This window comes from Micromonospora phytophila (assembly GCF_023656545.1).
In the GTDB taxonomy this organism is placed as follows: domain Bacteria; phylum Actinomycetota; class Actinomycetes; order Mycobacteriales; family Micromonosporaceae; genus Micromonospora; species Micromonospora phytophila.
Genome location: NZ_JAMOKF010000084.1, coordinates 1 through 18,538 on the forward strand (window position 1 = coordinate 1; position 18,538 = coordinate 18,538).

At 73.5% G+C, this 18,538-nt stretch carries 16 protein-coding genes and 1 pseudogene; 9 read left to right on the top strand and 8 right to left on the bottom strand.

What is annotated here, in order from left to right:
• Positions 1-332 (bottom strand): annotated as a pseudogene (locus tag NCC78_RS13170) (hypothetical protein); the annotation flags it as partial.
• Positions 333-629: 297 nt separating this feature from the next.
• Here NCC78_RS13170 and uvrB point away from each other — a divergent pair.
• The 3 genes from uvrB to NCC78_RS13185 all read left to right on the top strand — a co-directional run bounded on the left by uvrB (position 630) and on the right by NCC78_RS13185 (position 4,238).
• Complete coding sequence (uvrB, locus tag NCC78_RS13175; protein WP_250794802.1) at positions 630-2,738, top strand: excinuclease ABC subunit UvrB; 2,109 nt, start codon at positions 630-632, stop codon at positions 2,736-2,738.
• Positions 2,739-2,843: 105 nt separating this feature from the next.
• Complete coding sequence (locus tag NCC78_RS13180; RefSeq protein ID WP_250794803.1) at positions 2,844-3,257, top strand: VOC family protein; 414 nt, start codon at positions 2,844-2,846, stop codon at positions 3,255-3,257.
• Between the two features lie 120 nt (positions 3,258-3,377).
• A complete protein-coding gene (locus NCC78_RS13185; protein ID WP_250794804.1) occupies positions 3,378-4,238 on the top strand; it encodes a helix-turn-helix domain-containing protein in 861 nt (286 codons plus the stop codon).
• 158 nt (positions 4,239-4,396) lie between these two features.
• Here the strand turns inward: NCC78_RS13185 and NCC78_RS13190 are convergent, their stop codons facing one another.
• The gene (locus NCC78_RS13190) at positions 4,397-4,690 is read right to left on the bottom strand and encodes an antibiotic biosynthesis monooxygenase family protein (RefSeq protein WP_250794805.1); all 294 of its coding nucleotides are present in this window, start codon (positions 4,688-4,690) and stop codon (positions 4,397-4,399) included.
• Between the two features lie 99 nt (positions 4,691-4,789).
• Between NCC78_RS13190 and pnuC the strand changes: the two genes are divergently transcribed.
• The 3 genes from pnuC (at position 4,790) to NCC78_RS13205 (ending at position 8,002) form a co-directional block, all read left to right on the top strand.
• Positions 4,790-5,443, top strand: coding sequence for a nicotinamide riboside transporter PnuC (gene pnuC, locus NCC78_RS13195; RefSeq protein ID WP_250794806.1), 654 nt, complete (start codon positions 4,790-4,792; stop codon positions 5,441-5,443).
• Entirely contained in the window at positions 5,440-6,636 is a 1,197-nt protein-coding gene (locus tag NCC78_RS13200) for an AAA family ATPase (protein ID WP_250794807.1), read from the top strand. The genes pnuC and NCC78_RS13200 overlap by 4 nt, the downstream gene beginning before the upstream one ends.
• A gap of 367 nt (positions 6,637-7,003) precedes the next feature.
• Positions 7,004-8,002 carry a TerC family protein gene (locus tag NCC78_RS13205; RefSeq protein ID WP_250794808.1) on the top strand — a complete coding sequence of 333 codons (999 nt, stop codon included), beginning with the start codon at positions 7,004-7,006 and terminating at the stop codon, positions 8,000-8,002.
• A gap of 60 nt (positions 8,003-8,062) precedes the next feature.
• On the opposite strand, the gene NCC78_RS13210 is transcribed toward NCC78_RS13205, so the two are convergent.
• On the bottom strand, positions 8,063-8,980 hold the full coding sequence (locus NCC78_RS13210) for a C40 family peptidase (protein ID WP_250794809.1): 918 nt from the start codon (positions 8,978-8,980) through the stop codon (positions 8,063-8,065).
• Between the two features lie 58 nt (positions 8,981-9,038).
• Positions 9,039-10,136, bottom strand: a complete 1,098-nt coding sequence (locus NCC78_RS13215) for a mandelate racemase/muconate lactonizing enzyme family protein (protein WP_250794810.1) — start codon at positions 10,134-10,136, stop codon at positions 9,039-9,041.
• A 44-nt stretch (positions 10,137-10,180) separates the two neighbouring features.
• Between NCC78_RS13215 and NCC78_RS13220 the strand changes: the two genes are divergently transcribed.
• Positions 10,181-10,978 (top strand): tyrosine-protein phosphatase, encoded by a 798-nt coding sequence (locus tag NCC78_RS13220; protein WP_250794811.1) that lies wholly within the window; start codon positions 10,181-10,183, stop codon positions 10,976-10,978.
• A 34-nt stretch (positions 10,979-11,012) separates the two neighbouring features.
• Here the strand turns inward: NCC78_RS13220 and NCC78_RS13225 are convergent, their stop codons facing one another.
• Entirely contained in the window at positions 11,013-11,723 is a 711-nt protein-coding gene (locus NCC78_RS13225) for a TetR/AcrR family transcriptional regulator (RefSeq protein ID WP_250794812.1), read from the bottom strand.
• A gap of 107 nt (positions 11,724-11,830) precedes the next feature.
• On the opposite strand from NCC78_RS13225, the gene NCC78_RS13230 reads away from it, so the two are divergent.
• Positions 11,831-12,772, top strand: coding sequence for an NAD-dependent epimerase/dehydratase family protein (locus NCC78_RS13230; RefSeq protein ID WP_250794813.1), 942 nt, complete (start codon positions 11,831-11,833; stop codon positions 12,770-12,772).
• A gap of 63 nt (positions 12,773-12,835) precedes the next feature.
• Here NCC78_RS13230 and NCC78_RS13235 read toward each other — a convergent pair whose 3' ends face one another.
• Together NCC78_RS13235 and typA are read right to left on the bottom strand one after the other, a co-directional pair.
• The gene (locus tag NCC78_RS13235; RefSeq protein WP_250794814.1) at positions 12,836-13,696 is read right to left on the bottom strand and encodes a serine hydrolase; all 861 of its coding nucleotides are present in this window, start codon (positions 13,694-13,696) and stop codon (positions 12,836-12,838) included.
• A 248-nt stretch (positions 13,697-13,944) separates the two neighbouring features.
• Entirely contained in the window at positions 13,945-15,813 is a 1,869-nt protein-coding gene (typA, locus tag NCC78_RS13240) for a translational GTPase TypA (RefSeq protein WP_250794815.1), read from the bottom strand.
• Positions 15,814-15,948: 135 nt separating this feature from the next.
• Between typA and NCC78_RS13245 the strand changes: the two genes are divergently transcribed.
• On the top strand, positions 15,949-17,346 hold the full coding sequence (locus NCC78_RS13245; protein ID WP_250794816.1) for a DedA family protein: 1,398 nt from the start codon (positions 15,949-15,951) through the stop codon (positions 17,344-17,346).
• 183 nt (positions 17,347-17,529) lie between these two features.
• Here NCC78_RS13245 and NCC78_RS13250 read toward each other — a convergent pair.
• The coding region (locus NCC78_RS13250; protein WP_250794817.1) for an MMPL family transporter at positions 17,530-18,538 on the bottom strand (1,009 nt) is incomplete at its 5' end.

The following is an 18,538-nucleotide window of genomic DNA, read 5'->3' on the forward strand; positions in this document are numbered from 1 at the left end:
AGTTCGGTGCGCGCCGCCCCGGCGCCCGCCGTCACGTGCACCCCGGCCCGCAGGTCCCGGTAGTTGGTGACCCGCATCGCGGCCAGCCGCTCCCGCTCCTCACCGGTCAGCGCCCGCGGTGGTGCCGGCTGGTCGGGCGCCCAGCTCAGCAGCGCGGCGACGAGCGCGGCGGCGGAGAGCGCGGCCACCACGGCGAGCACGACGAGGGTGGTGCGGCGGCGGCCGACCACGAACCGCGGGACGGTGCCGGGATGACCGTCGTCGCGGCGCTCGCGGCTCTGGGGGTCGGGCGCGGCGTCGGGGCGGACGGCCCGGTCGGGGGAGGTCTCCACGGTGGTTGAACGGAACTCGCGGCCGTGGGGTGACGAGCAGGGGCGCTCGCGGCGGCCGGTCTGCGCCTCGAGCGCGACCACGTCGGGTGCGCACGCCGGACGTGCCGGGTGCTGCGACCCCTGTGCCGGGGGCGGGCCGGCTGTGCGGCCTGGCCACCTGCCCGGTCGGCCGCCGCGAGCGGCCTACATCGAGAGCCTAGCCCGGTGACATGGGCCACACAATGGGAATATCGAAGCCGATCACGGACCGACGGTAGTCGGCCTGGAGTGTCGGACCTCCGGCGTACCGTTGATGTCATGGCGCTCGACATTCCCCGGCTCGACGGCCGCTTCCAGGTCGTCAGCGACTTCCAGCCGGCCGGCGACCAACCGGCGGCCATCGACGACCTGGAGCGTCGGGTCCGACGCGGCGACCGCAACACGGTGCTGCTCGGCGCGACCGGCACCGGCAAGAGCGCCACCACCGCGTGGCTGGTCGAGCGGTTGCAGCGCCCGACGTTGGTGCTCGCCCCCAACAAGACCCTCTGCGCGCAGCTGGCCAAGGAGTTCAGCGAGCTGCTGCCGCACAACGCGGTCGAATACTTCGTCTCCTACTACGACTACTACCAGCCCGAGGCCTACATCCCGCAGACCGACACCTACATCGAGAAGGACTCCTCGATCAACGAGGAGGTCGAGCGGCTGCGGCACTCGGCGACCATGTCGCTGCTCACCCGCCGCGACGTGATCGTGGTGGCCACCGTCTCGGCGATCTACGGCCTGGGCACCCCCGAGGAATACCTCGAGCGCGCCGTCCGGGTCGCCGTCGGGCAGGAGCTCGACCGCGACCAGCTGCTGCGCCGCCTGGTCGACATCCAGTACACGCGCAACGACATGGCCTTCAACCGGGGCACCTTCCGGGTCCGGGGCGACACGCTGGAGATCATCCCGGCGTACGAGGAGCTGGCGGTCCGCATCGAGCTCTTCGGCGACGAGGTGGAGAAGCTCTACTACCTCAACCCGCTCACCGGCGACGTGGTCAAGGAGGTCGACCAGCTGGTGATCTTCCCGGCCACCCACTACGCGGCCGGCCCGGAGCGGATGGAGCGGGCGATCCGCGACATCGAGGTCGAGCTGGCCGAGCGGCTGGCCGAGCTGGAGCGGCAGGGCAAGCTGCTGGAGGCCCAGCGGCTGCGGATGCGCACCACCTACGACATCGAGATGATGCGCCAGGTCGGGTTCTGCTCCGGCATCGAGAACTACTCCATGCACATGGACGGGCGGCTGCCCGGCAGCCCCCCGCACTGCCTGCTCGACTACTTCCCCGACGACTTCCTCACCGTGGTCGACGAGTCGCACGTGACCATCCCGCAGATCGGCGGCATGTACGAGGGCGACGCCTCCCGCAAGCGGATGCTGATCGACCACGGGTTCCGGCTGCCCAGCGCCGCCGACAACCGCCCGCTGCGCTTCGACGAGTTCCTGGAGCGGGTCGGCCAGATGGTCTACCTCTCCGCCACCCCGGGCCCGTGGGAGCTGGAGCAGGCCCAGGGTGAGTTCGTCGAGCAGGTGATCCGCCCCACCGGGCTGGTCGACCCGCAGGTCGTGATCAAGCCGACCAAGGGCCAGATCGACGACCTGATGCACGAGATCAAGCTGCGCACCGAGCGCGACGAGCGGGTGCTGGTCACCACGCTGACCAAGAAGATGGCCGAGGATCTCTCCGACTACCTCCTGGAGAACGGCATCCGGGTGCGCTACCTGCACTCCGAGGTGGACACGCTGCGCCGGGTGGAGCTGCTGCGCGAGCTGCGCAAGGGTGACTACGACGTGCTGGTCGGCATCAACCTGCTCCGGGAGGGTCTCGACCTGCCCGAGGTGTCGCTGGTGGCGATCCTCGACGCCGACAAGGAGGGCTTCCTGCGCAGCGGCCGGTCGCTGATCCAGACCATCGGCCGCGCCGCCCGTAACGTCTCCGGCCAGGTGCACATGTACGCCGACAAGATCACTCCGTCGATGGCGGCGGCGATCGACGAGACCGACCGGCGTCGGGCCAAGCAGATCGCGCACAACGAGGCGCACGGGATCAGCCCGGAGCCGCTGCGCAAGAAGATCCACGACATCCTCGACGACATCTACCGCGAGGCGGAGGACACCGAGAATTCGCGGGTCGGCGGCGCGGTGCGGCAGCTCTCCCGCGGCAAGGCGCCGGTCAAGGAGACCCGCAGCCGCAGCCGGGCCGGGGGCGCCGGGCCGGCGCGGGAGGGGATGGCCCGCGCCGAGCTGGCCCAGCTCATCCAGGAACTCAACGACCAGATGCTGGCCGCGGCGCGGGAGTTGCAGTTCGAGCTGGCGGCCCGGATCCGGGACGAGGTCGCCGACCTCAAGAAGGAGATGCGCGGCATGGACGCCGCCGGGGTCAAGTGACGGGCACGACGCCGCCGGCCTGACCCACCGACGTACGCGGCCACGGCCACCCGTCGGCGGCTCACGGCGGGGCGGAGCGGGTGGTGTGAGGACGGGTGGTCGCAGGTGGACGTGGCGGACGCGCCGGTGGGGGAGATGGTCCTCGGCGTGCCCGACGTCCGGCTGCGCCCGTTCGTGGACCGCTACGTCGGCTACCGCGAGCGGGCGGAGCTGCCGCTGGTCCGCCGGGAGGTGGCCGGCGCCTTCGTGGTGGTCATCCTCGGCTGGGGCGCCCCGCTGGACGTGGTCGACCCGCGCAGCGTCGAGCGCAGCGCCTGGGGGGTGGACTCGTTCGTGGCCGGCGCCTTCGACGCCCAGGTCTACGTGGCGGTCGAGGACGTCGACGCACACTGCGCCCGAGCCCGAGCCGCCGGCGCCGAGATCGTCCGGGAACCTCTCGACACCGACTACGGCTCACGCGACTACACCGCTCGTGACCTGGCCGGCAACGTGTGGTCCTTTGGCACGTACCGACCCTGACTCGCCGCGGGCGGGGTCCGCTCGACGGACGGGGGCGACCGGGCCTGGTTGCGGTACGCGAGCAGACTATTGCGCTGGGTGATCGTCCTGCGTACTCTCCCTCGGTGGGGAGGCGGAGGGATGCCGTTGCCAACGAGTCCGGTCATTCGACGCGCGCGGCTCGGAGCCGAGCTGCGCCAGCTGCGCCGCCGCGAGGCGCTCACGCTGGAGCAGGTCTGCGACCGGCTGGGCTGGGCCTCCACCTCGAAGCTGTCGCGCATCGAGCTCGGCCAGAGCCGGCCGGACCTCGCCGACGTGCTCGACCTGCTCGACGTCTACCGGGTGCCGCCGTCGCAGCGCGACGCCCTCATCGTCATCGCCCGCGACGCCGCGACGAGTCGGGGCTGGTGGAAGGCGATGGGCGAGATGGGCGAGCGGCAGCGCACCTACGCCGAGCTGGAGGCGGGCGCGGCGAGCATCGTCGACTGGCAGCCCGCCGTCGTCCCGGGGCTGCTGCAGGTCCCGGCGTACGCCCGGCTGCGGATCGCCGCCGGCCGGCTGCTGGACCCCACGGTGGACGTGGAGGCCGACGTGCGCGCCCGGTCGGTGCGCCACGAGGTGCTCCACCGGGCGGACCCGCCCCGGTACACCGCGCTGCTCGCCGAGTCCGCGTGCGAGTCAGGCGAGATCCCGGTCGAGGTGTGGCGGGAGCAGCTGGCGCACCTGGTCGAGCTGGCCAACCTGCCGCACGTGACGATCCGGCTGCTGCCCCGGGGCGTCGTGCCGCGGGGCGGGGTGCACCCGTTCACCCCGTACTCCTGCTACTCGTTCCCGGACCCGGCGGACCCGCGCACCGTGATGCTGGAGGCGCTGACCACCGACGTCCGCCTGGTCAGCGCGACCGACGTCGACCGCTACGAGCGGCTCACCGACTGGCTGCTGGACGTCGCCCTGCCGGCGCAGGAGACGGTCGCGGCGTTGACCCGACGCCTCGGCGACTGAGCCGGCCGGCGGCAACCGCCCTCCGAGTCGGTCACCCCGTCGACCGGCCGCGGGCGAGCGTGCCTCGCCGCGCGGCCACCGGGCCCGGCGCCCCCGAGCCCGTCGGGACCGGCGGCCGGCGCGTGCACGGCGCACGGTAGAGCGGGGGTACGACAACCTCAGGCCGGTACGTCCACGAAGTGCTCGACGCGCGGCGGGTTGGCGAAGTGCGCGCCGATCAACGCCCGCCACTGCTGGAACCTCTCGGTGGCCCGGAACTGCTCCTCGTGCGCCTCGACCGAGTCCCACTCGACCAGCAGCACGAACCGGGACTCGGATTCGATCCCCCGGGTCATCCGCACCGACCGGCAGCCCTCGGCGCCGGTGAGGATCGCCTTCGCCTTCGCGTACGCCGCGGCGAATTCGTCCTCGTGTCCGGGGATCACGTCGATGAGCGCGACTTCAAGCACCATGCCGGCAGCCTTTCACGCCGCCCTGCCCGGTTACCGCCGTGGGGGGCTGTTCCCGACGGGTGAGCGGATCTAGGGTGGGCGCGCGGAAAGGGGAGACGCATGATCGACTGGCTCACCGGGACGGCGTTCACCGTGGCCGGCGCCGGCACCACCTGGGCGGAGCTGCTGGGCTTCGCCACGGGGGTGCTCACCGTGTGGCTGGTGGCCCGGCAACGCATCGCGAACTGGCCGGTCGGCATCGCCAACGTGCTGCTGCTGATGCTGCTGTTCTGGACCGCCGGCCTGTACGCCGACGCCGGCCTCCAGATCGTCTACGTCGGCCTGGGCCTCTACGGGTGGTGGGCGTGGCTCTTCGGCGGCCGGCGGCGCACCCGGCTGACGGTCGGCCGGACCAGCCCTCGGGAGTGGTGGGCGCTGGCGGTGGCCGGGGTGGCCCTGACCGGGGCGCTCTGGGCGTTGCTGGACCAGGCCACCGACTCCACGGTGCCGCTGCCCGACGCGCTGACCACCGCGCTCTCCCTGCTGGCCACGTACGGCCAGACCCGCAAGCGGGTGGAGAGTTGGTGGCTGTGGATCGCCGCCGACCTGATCTACATCCCGCTCTACGCCTACAAGGGGTTGTACCTCACCTCGGCGCTCTACCTGATCTTCCTCGGCCTCTGCGTGCTCGGGCTGCGCGAGTGGCGGGCGGACCTGCGGCGCGGCGACGCCCCGACCCCGGTGCCGCCCGGTCCGGCGCCGGTGCCCGCGTGAGCGCCGCACCGACCGGCGGGCCGACGCAGCGAGCGGACACCGACGACGCCCCACCCACGGCCGGCGGCAGCACGGTCGGCGGCCGGACTGCGCCCGGCACCCGGCCGTCGCCGGACGGGAGCCGGGTCGGGGCGGTGCGGTTCCGGCACGGGCTGGTGGTCGGCAAGTTCTACCCGCCGCACGCGGGACACCATGCGCTGATCGAGGCCGCCGCCGCCCGCTGCGCGGCGGTCACCGTGGTGGTGGCGCCGTCCCGCCGGGAGTCGATCCCGCTCGACCTGCGGCTGCGGTGGCTGCGCGAGGTGCACGCGGGCACCCCCTGGGTCCGCTTCGTCGGTCGCTACGACGACCATCCGGTGGACTACGCCGACGCGGACGTGTGGGACCTGCACTGCGCGGTGTTCCGCGAGGCGATCGGCGGGGACCGGGTCGACGCGGTCTTCTCCTCCGAGGCGTACGGCGAGGAGTTGGCCCGGCGCTTCGACGCCGTACCCGTGTGTGTGGATCTCGAACGGCGGAGGGTGCCGGTCTCCGGCACCTCCGTGCGCGCGGACCCGGCGGGTCACTGGGACCGGCTCGCGCCGCCGGTGCGGGCGTGGTTCGTCCGGCGGGTGGTCGTCGTCGGCGCGGAGTCCACCGGCACCACCACGATGGCCGCCGCCCTCGCCGCCCACTACCGCACCCGCTGGGTCCCGGAGTACGGGCGGGAGTTGACCGCCCGGAAGCTGGCCCGGTTGCGCGAGCGGACGCCGGAGGCGAGCGTCTTCGACGTCACCTGGGACCGGGACGACTTCGTCGAGGTGGTCCGCGAGCAGCAGGCGGCGGAGGACGCCGCCGCCCGGGACTCCGCTGCGCTGCTGTTCTGCGACACCGACGCCCGGGCCACCGCGGTCTGGGAGGAGCGCTACCTCGGCGCTACCTCGGCGCGGGTGCGGGCGGCGGCCCGGCGCCCGGCGCTCTATCTGCTGACCGACCACGTCGGGGTGCCCTTCGACGACGACGGCCTGCGCGACGGGGAGCACCTGCGGGCGTGGATGACCGACCGGTTCCGGGCGGAGCTGGCCGGATGCGGAGTTCCGGTGGTGGAACTCACCGGCCCGCACGATCGGCGGCTGGCCCGCGCGGTGGCGGCCTGCGACGCGCTCCTGGCCGCCGGCTGGTCGCTCACCGACCCGCTCGCCGCACCGCCCTGACCCCGGCGATCGGTCAGCTAGCCTCCTAGGAAGCCGTAGCGGTGGTGGGCGTCGGCACCCGCGGGTCCCGGTTGGCGATCTCCGCGGGTGCAGGGGTGGGGGAAGACACCGCGAGCCCGACGTGCGGTCACTGGGTGCGGTGGGCAACAATGGCGGATGAGGAGGGGAGTATTCCCCCGCGACGGAGTCGTCAGCACGGTCGAGCGCCGGCCCACCGGTGGGCGACCCGGCTCCGTCGGTCACCGTCCTTCGGGACGGTGGCGGAAGAGACCTCCGACAGTCACCACAGTTCAGCGTCGTCGGCACACCGCGCCCGGTGAGGGCGTACGGTGTGCCCGTCGTTGCGTGTCTGCCGGAGGAATGAACCTTGGACGTGTCCGGACTGGTCTGGGCGGGGACGCTCGTCGCACTGACCGCGATCCTGCTCGTGGACCTGCTGATCATCGGTCGGCGCCCGCACGAGCCCAGCGTGCGCGAGTCGAGCCTCTGGGTCGGCTTCTACGTCGCCCTGGCCCTCATCTTCGGCGCCGGCGTCTGGGTCGCCTCCGGCGCTAGCGCGGCGGGGCAGTTCTACACCGGCTGGTTGACCGAGTACAGCCTCTCGGTCGACAACCTCTTCGTCTTCGTGATCATCATGGCGCGGTTCGGGGTGCCCCGGCAGTACCAGCAGAAGGTGCTGCTCGTCGGCATCGTGCTGGCGCTGGTCATGCGGGGCGGCTTCATCGCGGCCGGCGCGGCGCTGATCTCCCAGTTCTCCTGGGTCTTCTACATCTTCGGCGCGTTCCTGATCTACACCGCGATCAACCTGGCCCGCCAGGGTGAGCCGGACGAGGACGAGTTCACCGAGAACATGCTGATCCGGTGGAGCCGCAAGGCGCTGCCGATCTCCAAGGACTACGACGGCGCGAAGCTGACCACGCACCAGGCCGGCAAGCGGCTCTTCACCCCGATGCTGATCGTGATGATCGCCATCGGCACCACCGACCTGATCTTCGCGCTCGACTCGATCCCGGCGATCTTCGGCATCACCCAGGAGCCGTACCTGGTCTTCACCGCCAACGTCTTCGCGCTGATGGGGCTGCGGCAGCTCTACTTCCTGCTCGGCGGCCTGCTGGACCGGCTGATCTACCTCAGCTACGGACTGGCCGTGGTGCTCGGCTTCATCGGCGTCAAGCTGGTGCTGGAGGCCCTGGCCGACAACAACCTGCCGTTCATCAACGGCGGTGAGCACGTGTCGTGGGCCCCGCACATCCCGATCTGGCTCTCGCTGCTGATCATCCTCGGGACCCTGGCGGTGGCCACCGCGGCCAGCCTGATCAAGTCGTCCCGCGACCGGCGCCGCGAGCTGGCCGAAGCCCGCCGCTGAGGCGTACGCGACGCGAACGAGGGGCGCTCCCGGCCGGGAGCGCTCCTCGTGTCGTACGGGTCAGACCCGGTGCACGCCGACCAGGGTTGCGGTGCGTTCCGCGGGCAGCTGCTCCTCCAGCACCCGGCGTTGCCGGTAGCAGGCGTGCAGCATCCGCCGGTCGTCGTCGGGGCGCGGCTCGGCGGTGACGACGCCGATGTGGTGGATCTTCCGTCCGGGCCGGGCGAAGAAGTAGAGGTCGCCGGGGCGTTCCGCGCCCAGCGGCACCGGGGTGGTCGCCCGGGCCTGGTCGTCGGCGTCGCGCGGCAGCACCACGCCGAGCCGCCGCCAGGCCAGGTGCACCAGGCCGGAGCAGTCGATGCCGTGCGCGGTCACCCCGCCCCAGACGTAGACGACGTCGAGCAGCCGCCGGGCGACGGCGAGGACCTCGCCGGCCGACGGGGGTGTGGTCGGCACCGGCACCGCGTGCCCGGCGGGCACCCAGAGCGGGTCGGCGTGCCCGGGGGCGTGCACCGGACGCCAGCCGTCGACCGCCGGCCCGGCCGGGGTCAGCCGGGTGCCGAGGACGAGGCCGGGCACCATCACGTCGCCGCCGGGCGCGGCGTGCAGGGCGGTGACCGTGGCGTCGACCACGAGCGGGTCGGTGTCGGTCACGTCGGTGGCCGGGGCGAGCTGGTCGGCGGGGAGCCAGCCGGGGTAGCCGCGCGGGTCGAGCTTCGCGGCCGGCTGCTCGAGGGCCACCACGTGCGCCCAGCCGTCGGGGCGCAGCTCGGTGACGAGCACCCGCTCGCCGAGCAGCAGCTGGCTCAGCACGCAGTCGCCGACCTGCTGGTCGGTGTCCATCCCGGAGATCCAGGCCGCGATGTCGGCGCGCGCGGCGAGGGCGGGGCGGTCGATGGGGCGTACCGCCTCGGGGGAGGTCCAGAGGGTCGCGACGGCGACCCGGACGACGGCCTCCCGGCCCGGTTGCAGTTCCACGCCCACCCCCAGCTCGCGTCGCCTACCCCCGCGACCCTATGAAAGTTTCCGACAGTCCTCAACCACGTGGCTGCACCTTTGCTTCAGCGACGGCGGTGACGCCGAGGCCGGGTGAGTCGGGCAGCACGACGGTGGCGCCGTCGTAGCGGATGCCGCCGCGCACCGGCGACCAGGCCAGCCACCAGGCGGCGTCCAGGTCGGGGACCGCGGTGGTGCGGTACGCGGCGGCCAGGCTGGCGGCGGCGCCGATGCCCACCTGGCTCTCCATCATCGATCCGATGACGGTGCCCATGTCGTGCGCGGCGGCCAGGTCGAGCAGGGTCCGGGCGGGGTGCAGCCCGCCGCACTTGGCGAGCTTGACGTTGACCATGTCGGCCGCCCGCCGGCGGATCACCTCGACCAGGTCCCGGACGCCGAAGACCGATTCGTCGGCGAGGATCGGCACGTCCACCCGGTCGCTGACCCAGGCGAGCCCGTCCAGGTCCCACCGGGGGACCGGCTGCTCGACCAGTTCCACGTCGAGCCCGGCGTCGGCGATACCGCGGATCACCCGGACCGCCTCGCGCGGGGTCCAGCCCTGGTTGGCGTCGAGCCGGATCCGCATCCCGGTGCCGACGGCGGCGCGCACGGCGCGGACCCGGTCCAGGTCGCCGGCGGCGTCGGTGCCCACCTTCAGCTTGAGCACCCCGAAGCCCTCCGCCTGCCGCTGCCGGGCCGCCGCCGCCAGGTCCACCGCGTCGCCGGCGGCGAGGGTGACGTCCGTCGGGACCCGCAGGGTCGCGCCGCCGAGCAGCCGCACCAGCGGTACGCCGAGCCGCCGCGCGGCCAGGTCGTGCAACGCCACGTCCACGGCGGCCTTGGCGGCCTCGTTGCCGGCCACCGCCCGCTGCACCTCGGTGCAGCGCGCCACCAGCTCGTCGGGGTCCCGGCCGGTCAGCATCGGACCGAGCAGCTCGCGGACGCACGACTCCGAACCGGCCACCGACGCGCCGGTCACCTGCCACACCTGCGGCGCCTCGCCGAAGCCGGACCGGCCGTCGCGGTCGACCACCTCGACGAGCAGGGTTTCCACGGTGGTGGTGCGGCGCAGGGCGGTGACGAACGGGGTGTGTAAGGGGGCGGAAAGCCGGTGGGTGCGTACCGCGGCGATCGTCATGTGCGGCACCCTATACGGACACGGGCAGGCACAGGGGAGGCCGGATGACCGGGCGAGACTGGCAACTGGTGGGCGCGCCGAACGCGCGGGATCTCGGCGGGATGGTGGGCGCCGACGGTCGGCGGGTGCGTCCGGGCGTGCTGCTGCGCACCCCGGCGCTGGGCCGGCTCATCGACGAGGACCTGCCGGTGCTGGCCAAGCTCGGCCCGGCGTGCGTGGTCGACCTGCGGGACGACTCGGAGATGGCGGTCGCGCCGCCGGACCGGCTGCCCGGTGAGCCGCGGGTGGTGCACCTGCCGGTGCACGACGCCGCGCACCCGGTCTTCACCTACGTCTCCGCGATGCTGCTCGGCCACGACCTGGGCGCGTACGCGGAGCTGGCCCGGCAGGGCACGCCCGCGGCGATGGCCGCGATCTACCGCTGGTTCGTGACCGGCGAGTCGGCCCGGGCGGGCTTCTCCGCGGCGGTCCGGCTGGCGGCGGCCCCGGAGAACCTGCCGCTGGTCTACCACTGCTCGGCCGGCAAGGACCGCACCGGTTGGCTGACGGTGGTGCTGCTCAGCGCGCTGGGCGTGGACGAGGTCACCATCCGGGCGGACTACCTGGCGAACAACCGGCTGACGGAGAGCCTGCGCGAGGTGATCCTGGAGGCGCTGCGGCAGCGGCAGCCGGGGCTGGACGTCGACGCGGTGCGGCCGGTGCTGGAGGTGCGCGCGGAGTACCTGGACGCCGCGTACGCGGAGGTCCGCCGGGTGCACGGTTCGTTCGGGGCGTACCTGCGGGACGGGCTCGGGATCACCGACGAGATCGTCGCCGCGCTGCGGACGCACCTGCTGGACTGATCGGCGCGGCGGCCGGGTCGGTGCGGCGGCGGGCTCAGGGCAGGCCGTACGCGTCGGCGAGCGCGTCGATCTCGGCGTCGAGCAGGGTCGCCGGGGCGAAGCCCATGCCGGCGAAGTGGCCGACCGCCTCCAGGCCGATCACGCCGTGCAGCCGCGCCCAGACGGTGACCGCGCCGGCCAGCGCGGCGCCGGCGTCGGCGTCGGCGTCGGGGGCGAACGCGTCGACCCAGGCGGCCACCTCCGGCGCGGTGTCGGACCAGCGGGCGAGCTGCTTTCGTAGCGCGGGGGCTCCCGGGCCGGGCCGCCCCTCGGCGAGGGCCGCGAGGAACGGCCCGAGCACCGCCCTGGCCCGGTCGACGGTCTCCGGCGGGGCCTGGTAGGTGGGGCTGGGTGGGCCGGTGAGCAGCAGGTAGCTCTGCGGGTGGGCGACGGCCCAGCCGCGGAACGCGGCCGCGAGGGCGTGCAGCCGGGCGCGGGCGGGGCGTCCGGCCGACGCCTCGGCGGCCTGCGCGACGACGTCGGCGAGGTCCGCGTACCCGTCGATGATCAGCTCGGTGAGCAGTTCGTCGCGGCTGCCGAAGTACTTGTAGAGGGCCGGGCCGGATACCCCGAGCCGCTTCGCGATTCCGTTCAGGGCGACGGCGGCGGCCCCGCCGGAGGCGACCTGTTGCAGGGCCGCCCGCTTGATCTCCCCGCGGACCTGGGCGCGGTAACGCCCGCGCGGGCCCTGGTCGCTGCTCGGCACGGTTGCCCTCCCGACGCTCGGCCGCGTGACCCGCGGCACTGTTGACACATCCTAACTTTGGTTAGAGGCTATAACCAACGTAAGTAGCCGTAACCCAAGGAGTTGAGATGGCTCAGCAGCTGCACGTCGTCCTCGGGACCGGACCCGCCGGCACCGCCCTCGCCGAGCACCTGCTCGGCCTCGGCCATCTGGTCCGCACGGTCAGCCGCAGCGGGCAAGCCGCCGTGACGGGCGCCGAGGGCGTCGCCGCCGACCTCACCGACGCCGGCCGGGCCGCCGCCGCGATGCAGGGCGCCACCGTCGTCTACCACTGCGCCAACGTCCCCTACGAGCGGCAGGTCGAGATCATGCCGCGCATGCAGGAGGCGGTCCTGACCGCGGTCGCCGCGACCGGCGCCCGGCTCGTCGTGCTCGACACGCTCTACCCGTACGGGCCGACCGGGGGCGTCGTGATGACCGAGGAGACCCCCTGGCGGGCGGTCAGCCGCAAGGGTCGAATGCGCGCCGACCTGGACGCCCGGTACCTCGCCGCGCACCGGGAGGGTCGGCTGCCGGTGGTGATGGGCCGCTCGGCGGACTTCTTCGGCCCCCGGGTGTTCAACTCCAGCCTCGGTGGCACCGTCTTCCCGGCCGCCCTCACCGGGAGCACGGCGCTGGCGCTGGGCGACATCGACCTGCCGCACAGCTACAGCTACGTCCCGGACGTCGCGGCCGCTCTGGCGCTGCTCGGCGCGCACCCGGAGGCCGCCGGCCGGATCTGGCACCTGCCCACCGCGCCGGCCCCCACCACCCGCGAGGTGCACCGGATCGTCGAGCGCCTGGTGGGCCGTCCGTTGGCCGTCGACGTCCTGGAATCCCCGCGGGCGTGGGGGCCGTTCGACGACGGCTTCATGCGCGAGTACGCCGAGCTGTTCTACCAGTACCAGGAACCGCAGATCATGGACTCGGCTGCCTTCGAGACCCGGTTCGGCCGGCGGCCCACCCCGCTGCCGGACGCGCTGGCCGACACCGTCGACTGGTTCCGCGCCGCGCTGGCCGCCCGCGCGTGAGCCGCCATCGGGGTTTCACCGCTCGCGTCGGGCTGGGCGCCCCCGCCTGAGCCGCGAGCGGGTTCACAGCTCCCGTCGGGCCTGCCACACGGCCGTGGAGATGTTCGCGATCAACCGGCAGGCGTCGTCCTCGATCTCCTCGCCGGTGGGGCCGCCGTCGGCGAGGTCGGTGGTGGTGCAGACCACGACCGCGTACGGGGGCGCGTCATCGGGGAAGACCACCCCGGCGCCGTGCCGCACGCCGCGTACCCAGCCGTTCTTGTGCGCGATGCGGGTGCCCTCGGGGAGCCCGGCGGCGAGATCCTCGCGGTGTTCCTGCGCGAAGAGCACGTCGAGCATGGCGGCGCAGCCGGCCGGCGAGGCGAGCGGGCCGGGGGCGTGCACGCCGGCGGCCAGCGCGCCGAGCAGGGCGGCCAGGTCGGCGGCGGTGACCAGGTTCGTGATGCCCGCCTCGCGGGCGGCGAAGTCCTCGATGCCCCGGCCGGTCACGCTGTGCCGGGCGCCGGCCAGCGCCCAGGCCTGCGCCACGCCGGGCAGGCCGACGCGGCCGATGACCAGGTTGGTGGCCAGGTTGCTGGAGCGGACGATCATCCGGTCGGCGAGCCAGCGCAGCGGTGCGTCGCCGCCGACCCGCTCCCAGACGGCGTCGTCGTTGTCGTAGTGCCGGGCGCAGGAGAACCGCGGCGCGCCGGGCTGCGCGGAGTCGAACTCGTTGCGCACCGGGACCGGGGTGTCCAGGTCGAGGGTGCCCGCCTCGGCGGCCCGGTACAGCGCGACGAGCACCGCGGCCTTCATCGTGCTCGCCGCGTAGTGGGTGGCGTCCGGATGCCGGGTCCAGGTGGGGCCGGCGCCGAGCCGCCCCACGTACGCGGAGACGGTGCCGGGCACCTTGTCCAGGCGCGCGTCGAGATCATCCCAGATCATGCCGGTGACCGTAGCCGATCGCCCACCGCCTCGCCCACGAGGTCCGCGCCCCGCCCGACGCCCGGCCCCCTCCCACCCGCCCCGCCGGGTTGATCATGAGGCTGACCGGCTTTTCGATCGCTCCAGCCCCCGCCAACCTCATGATCAACCCGGCGGGGCGGGGGGGCGGGGGAAGGGCGGGGGTGGGGCAGAAAGGGTGGAGCCCGGACCGCGTGGGGCGGTCCGGGCTCCGGGGTGGTGCGGGTGGGTCAGCCGGCGTGCTTGCGGCGGGCGGCGGCCCGGCCGCGCAGCGCCTGGTCGAGCACCACCTTGCGGATCCGGACGGCGACCGGGGTGACCTCGACGCACTCGTCCTCGCGGCAGAACTCCAGCGCCTGCTCCAGGGAGAGCTTGCGCGGCGGGATCAACTTCTCGGTCTCGTCCGAGGTCGAGGCCCGCATGTTGGTGAGCTTCTTCTCCTTGGTGATGTTGACGTCCATGTCGTCGGAGCGGGAGTTCTCCCCGACGATCATGCCCTCGTACACCTCGGTGGTCGGCTCGACGAAGAGCTGGCCGCGCTCCTGCAGGTTGATCATCGCGAACGGGGTAACGACGCCGGCCCGGTCGGCGACCAGCGAGCCGTTGTTGCGGGTCCGCAGCTCGCCGAACCACGGCTCGTAGGACTCGAACACGTGGTGCAGGATGCCGGTGCCCCGGGTGTCGGTGAGGAACTCGGTGCGGAAGCCGATGAGGCCACGCGCCGGCACCAGCCACTCCATCCGGATCCACCCGGTGCCGTGGTTGACCAGCTGCTCCATCCGGCCCTTGCGGGTCGCGAGGAGCTGGGTGATCGCGCCCAGGTACTCCTCGGGAGCGTCGATGGTCAGCCGCTCGACGGGCTCGCAGAGCTTGCCGTCGACCTCCTTGGTGACCACCTGCGGCTTGCCGACGGTCAGCTCGTAGTTCTCCCGCCGCATCTGCTCGACCAGGATGGCCAGCGCCAGCTCGCCGCGGCCCTGCACCTCCCACGCGTCGGGACGCTCGGTCGGCAGCACCCGCAGCGACACGTTGCCGACGAGCTCCTTGTCGAGCCGGTCCTTGACCATCCGGGCGGTGACCTTGGCGCCCTTGACCCGGCCGACCAGCGGCGAGGTGTTGGTGCCGATGGTCATCGAGATCGCGGGCTCGTCGACGGTGATCAGCGGCAGCGCCTGCGGGTTCTCCGGGTCGGCGAGGGTCTCACCGATCATGATCTCCGGGATGCCGGCGACCGCGATGATGTCGCCCGGGCCCGCCGAGTCGGCCGGCTTGCGCTCCAGGCCCTCGGTCATCAGCAGCTCGGAGATGCGCACCCGCTGGGTGCTGCCGTCGGTGCGGCACCAGGCCACGGTCTCGCCCTTGCGGATGGTGCCCTGCCGGATTCGGCACAGCGCCAGCCGGCCCAGGAACGGCGAGGCGTCGAGGTTGGTGACGTGCGCCTGCAACGGCGCGCCGTCCTCGTACGCGGGGGCCGGGATGGTGTCGAGCAGGGTGCGGAACAGCGGCTCCAGGGAGCTGCTGTCGTCGGGCACCGAGCCGTCGGCCGGCTGGGTCAGCGAGGCGATGCCGTCGCGGGCACAGGCGTAGACGATCGGGAAGTCGATCTGCTCCTCGTCGGCGTCCAGGTCGAGGAAGAGCTCGTAGGTGTCGTCCACGACCTCCTTGATCCGGGCGTCGGGGCGGTCCACCTTGTTGATCACGAGGATGATCGGCATGCGGGCCTTGAGCGCCTTGCGGAGCACGAAGCGGGTCTGCGGCAGCGGACCCTCACTGGCGTCGACCAGCAGGACCACGCCGTCGACCATGGTGAGGCCGCGTTCCACCTCGCCGCCGAAGTCGGCGTGACCCGGGGTGTCGATGATGTTGATGGTGACCGCGTCGGAGCCGTCCGCCGGCATGTACCGCACGCCGGTGTTCTTGGCCAGGATGGTGATGCCCTTTTCCCGCTCGAGGTCCCCCGAGTCCATCACCCGCTCGGTCGTCTCGCCGCGGGCGCCATAGGCGCCGGCCTGCCGCAACATGGCGTCGACCAGGGTCGTCTTGCCGTGGTCGACGTGGGCGATGATAGCGACGTTGCGGAGGTCGGTGCGAAGCTGCATACCCTCCATACTCCTGTCTACGGTTGCCGGGGCACATGTCGGGGTCTCCCCCCAGTTGGCCCGGATCTCTGCCGAAACTGCTGTTCCGACCGTTCCAGCGGCTGGCATGCTGACCCCCGTGTTCATGGGGGCCGGATGCATGACCTGCTGACCTCGCTGCAGGGCCTGCCGTCCCTGCTGATCTATGTGATCGCCGCGATGATCGTCGCGGGGGAGACCGCCGTGATCTTCGGTCTGCTGGTGCCGGGTGAGGCGACCCTGCTGCTGGTCGGCTTCCTAGCGTACGCGGGGACGCTGAGGCTCGCCCCGGCGCTGCTGGTGATGGTCGTTGCAGCAGTGATCGGCGACACACTGGCGTTCCGCTCCGGCCGCCGGTACGGGCCCCGGCTGCGCGCCGGCCGGCTGGGCGCGCGGGTCGGCCCGCAGCGGTGGAGCCGGGCGGACGCGATGCTGGGCCGGCTCGGCGGCCGGGGTGTGCTCACCGCCCGGTGGGTGGCCTTCGCCCGCACCCTGGTGCCCCGGCTGGCCGGGGCGGCGGGGATGCCGTACCGGCGGTTCGCGCCGTGGAACCTGGCCGGGGCGGTGACCTGGGTGGGTGCCTCCGTGCTGGCCGGCTACCTGGCCGGCGAGTCGTACGAGACGGTCTCCCGGCTGCTCGGCCGGGCCACCGGCGCGGTGCTGGTGCTGCTGGCCGCGCTGGTCGCGGTGGTGCTGGTCGGCCGGTGGCTGGGACGGAACCCGGACCCGGCCCGGGCGCTGCTGTCCCGGGCCGCCGGGCTGCCCCCGGTGCGCTGGCTCAGCGCCCGGTACGGGGTGTTGTTCCTCCTGCTCGCCCTGCGCATCGGGCCGGGCTGGACGCTGCTGCTCAACCTGGTCGCCGGGCTGCTGCTGCTCTTCGCCGCCGGGTTCGCCATCGCCTGGGTGCTGGGGGCGGTGGTCCGGCACAGCGGTCTGGGGGTGATCGACGGCGCGATCGCCGACTGGTTCGCCGACCGGCGTACCCCGGGGGCGGTGGACGCCACGCTCGCGGTGGTCTCGGTGCTGCGCGGCTCGTTCCTGATCGTGGTGGTGGCGGTGGTCGCCGCAGGGCTGGCCTGGCGGCACCGGCCCTGGCGGGCGGACCTGCTCAGCGTGGTCGGCACGGTCGGCGCGTTCGTGCCGCTGGTGGTGCTCGCCGTTGTGGCCGACCTGGCCGGGCCGGCGGCGGCCGGACCGGACGGTCGCGACGGTGTGTTGTTCCCGACACAGAACGCCGTGGTGACGGCGAGCCTGTGCACCCTCGCGTGGCTGCTGTCGCGGGGAGCGCGCTGGCCGGTGGCGGTGGCGGCGTGGACCGCCGCGGTGGCCGGCACCGTCGGCATCGTCGGCGCCCGTCTCTACCTGGGGCTGAGCACCGCGAGCGGCACCGCGACGTCGGTGCTGCTCGGGGTGGCGTGGACGGCGGTGTTCATGGTCGCCTGGGCCACCCGGGACCGGGCGCTCGGCGAGCACGCGAGCAGCGCCGAGCCGGCCGGGACGAGCGTCGACGCCTGAGTCGGGGACCGCGCCGACCACTCCCCGCGGTCATCGCCGCCGACAACCACGGCCACCCCGGTGGCACGGGAGGGTGAGCCGGTCACGGTGCCCAACCCGCGGTGCGTCTGCCGGGCTACCGACGACGCGGAAACGGGGGCCGTGGCGGCACCGCCACGGCCCCCGTCGTCGTCGCGACGCCGGTCAGTCCCGGGCGCTGACCGGCTCCCGCTCGACCGGGGTGTGCCCGGCCGGCTCGTGGGCGATCCGGCCCGGCCACCAGAACCGGTCGCCGAGCACGAACGCCAGCGCCGGCACGAGGACCGTCCGCACGAGCAGGGTGTCGAGCAGCACACCGATGCAGACGATGATCCCGATCTGGGTCAGCGTGATCAGCGGCAGCACGCCCAGGACGGCGAAGACCGCGGCGAGCAGGATGCCCGCGCTCGTGATGACCCCGCCGGTGACCCGCAGCGCGCAGAGCATGCCGTCGCGGGTGCCGGCCGTGCGGGCGTCCTCGCGGGCCCGGGTGACGAGGAAGATGTTGTAGTCCACGCCGAGGGCCACGAGGAACACGAAGGCGAGCAGCAGGACCCCGCTGTCCAGCGCCGGGAACCCGAGGACGTGGTCGAAGAGCAGCCACGCCGCGCCGAGGCTGGCGAAGAACGACGCGATGACGGTGAGCACGAGCAGCAGCGGCGCGATCAGCCCGCGCAGCAGCAGGACCAGGACGGCGCCGACGAGCAGCAGGATGATCGGCAGGATGAGCCGGAGGTCCTTCGCGTTGGCCTCCACGGTGTCGTAGGTCTCGGCGACCGAGCCGCCCACGACGGCCCCGGTGAAGGCGTCCGCGCCGTCGAGCGCGGGCGGGGCGGAGCCGGGGACCGCGGCGACCGCGTCGCGCAGCGCCTCGATCGCCCGGTCGGCGGCGACGGAGCCCGGCTCCGCCTCCAGCACCACGTCGACCTGGGCGACGGTGGCGCCCGCCTCGCCGGGGCGGGCGGCGGCGACGCCGGGGACGCCGGCGGCGACGTCGGTGACGGCTCGCGCCGCCGACGGGGCGGTCAGGACGGCGACCGGCTGGGTCGTACCGGCGGGGAACGCCGTGCCGAGGGTCTCCGCGCCGGCGACCGCCTCGGGCTTCACCCGGAACTGCTCGGTCTCCGACAGGCCGGTGCGGATGCCGAGCCCGCCGAGGGCGAGGCCGGCGAGC

What these genes read in the sequence shown, in the direction of transcription:
- NCC78_RS13230 (WP_250794813.1), top strand. Translation starts at nt 11,831, where the DNA reads ATGGCTCAGCAGCTGCACGTCGTCCTCGGGACCGGACCCGCCGGCACC.
- NCC78_RS13245 (WP_250794816.1), top strand. Translation starts at nt 15,949, where the DNA reads ATGCATGACCTGCTGACCTCGCTGCAGGGCCTGCCGTCCCTGCTGATC.
- uvrB (WP_250794802.1), top strand. Translation starts at nt 630, where the DNA reads ATGGCGCTCGACATTCCCCGGCTCGACGGCCGCTTCCAGGTCGTCAGC.
- NCC78_RS13220 (WP_250794811.1), top strand. Translation starts at nt 10,181, where the DNA reads ATGACCGGGCGAGACTGGCAACTGGTGGGCGCGCCGAACGCGCGGGAT.
- pnuC (WP_250794806.1), top strand. Translation starts at nt 4,790, where the DNA reads ATGATCGACTGGCTCACCGGGACGGCGTTCACCGTGGCCGGCGCCGGC.
- NCC78_RS13215 (WP_250794810.1), bottom strand. Translation starts at nt 10,136, where the DNA reads ATGACGATCGCCGCGGTACGCACCCACCGGCTTTCCGCCCCCTTACAC.
- typA (WP_250794815.1), bottom strand. Translation starts at nt 15,813, where the DNA reads ATGCAGCTTCGCACCGACCTCCGCAACGTCGCTATCATCGCCCACGTC.
- NCC78_RS13185 (WP_250794804.1), top strand. Translation starts at nt 3,378, where the DNA reads ATGCCGTTGCCAACGAGTCCGGTCATTCGACGCGCGCGGCTCGGAGCC.
- NCC78_RS13190 (WP_250794805.1), bottom strand. Translation starts at nt 4,690, where the DNA reads ATGGTGCTTGAAGTCGCGCTCATCGACGTGATCCCCGGACACGAGGAC.
- NCC78_RS13235 (WP_250794814.1), bottom strand. Translation starts at nt 13,696, where the DNA reads ATGATCTGGGATGATCTCGACGCGCGCCTGGACAAGGTGCCCGGCACC.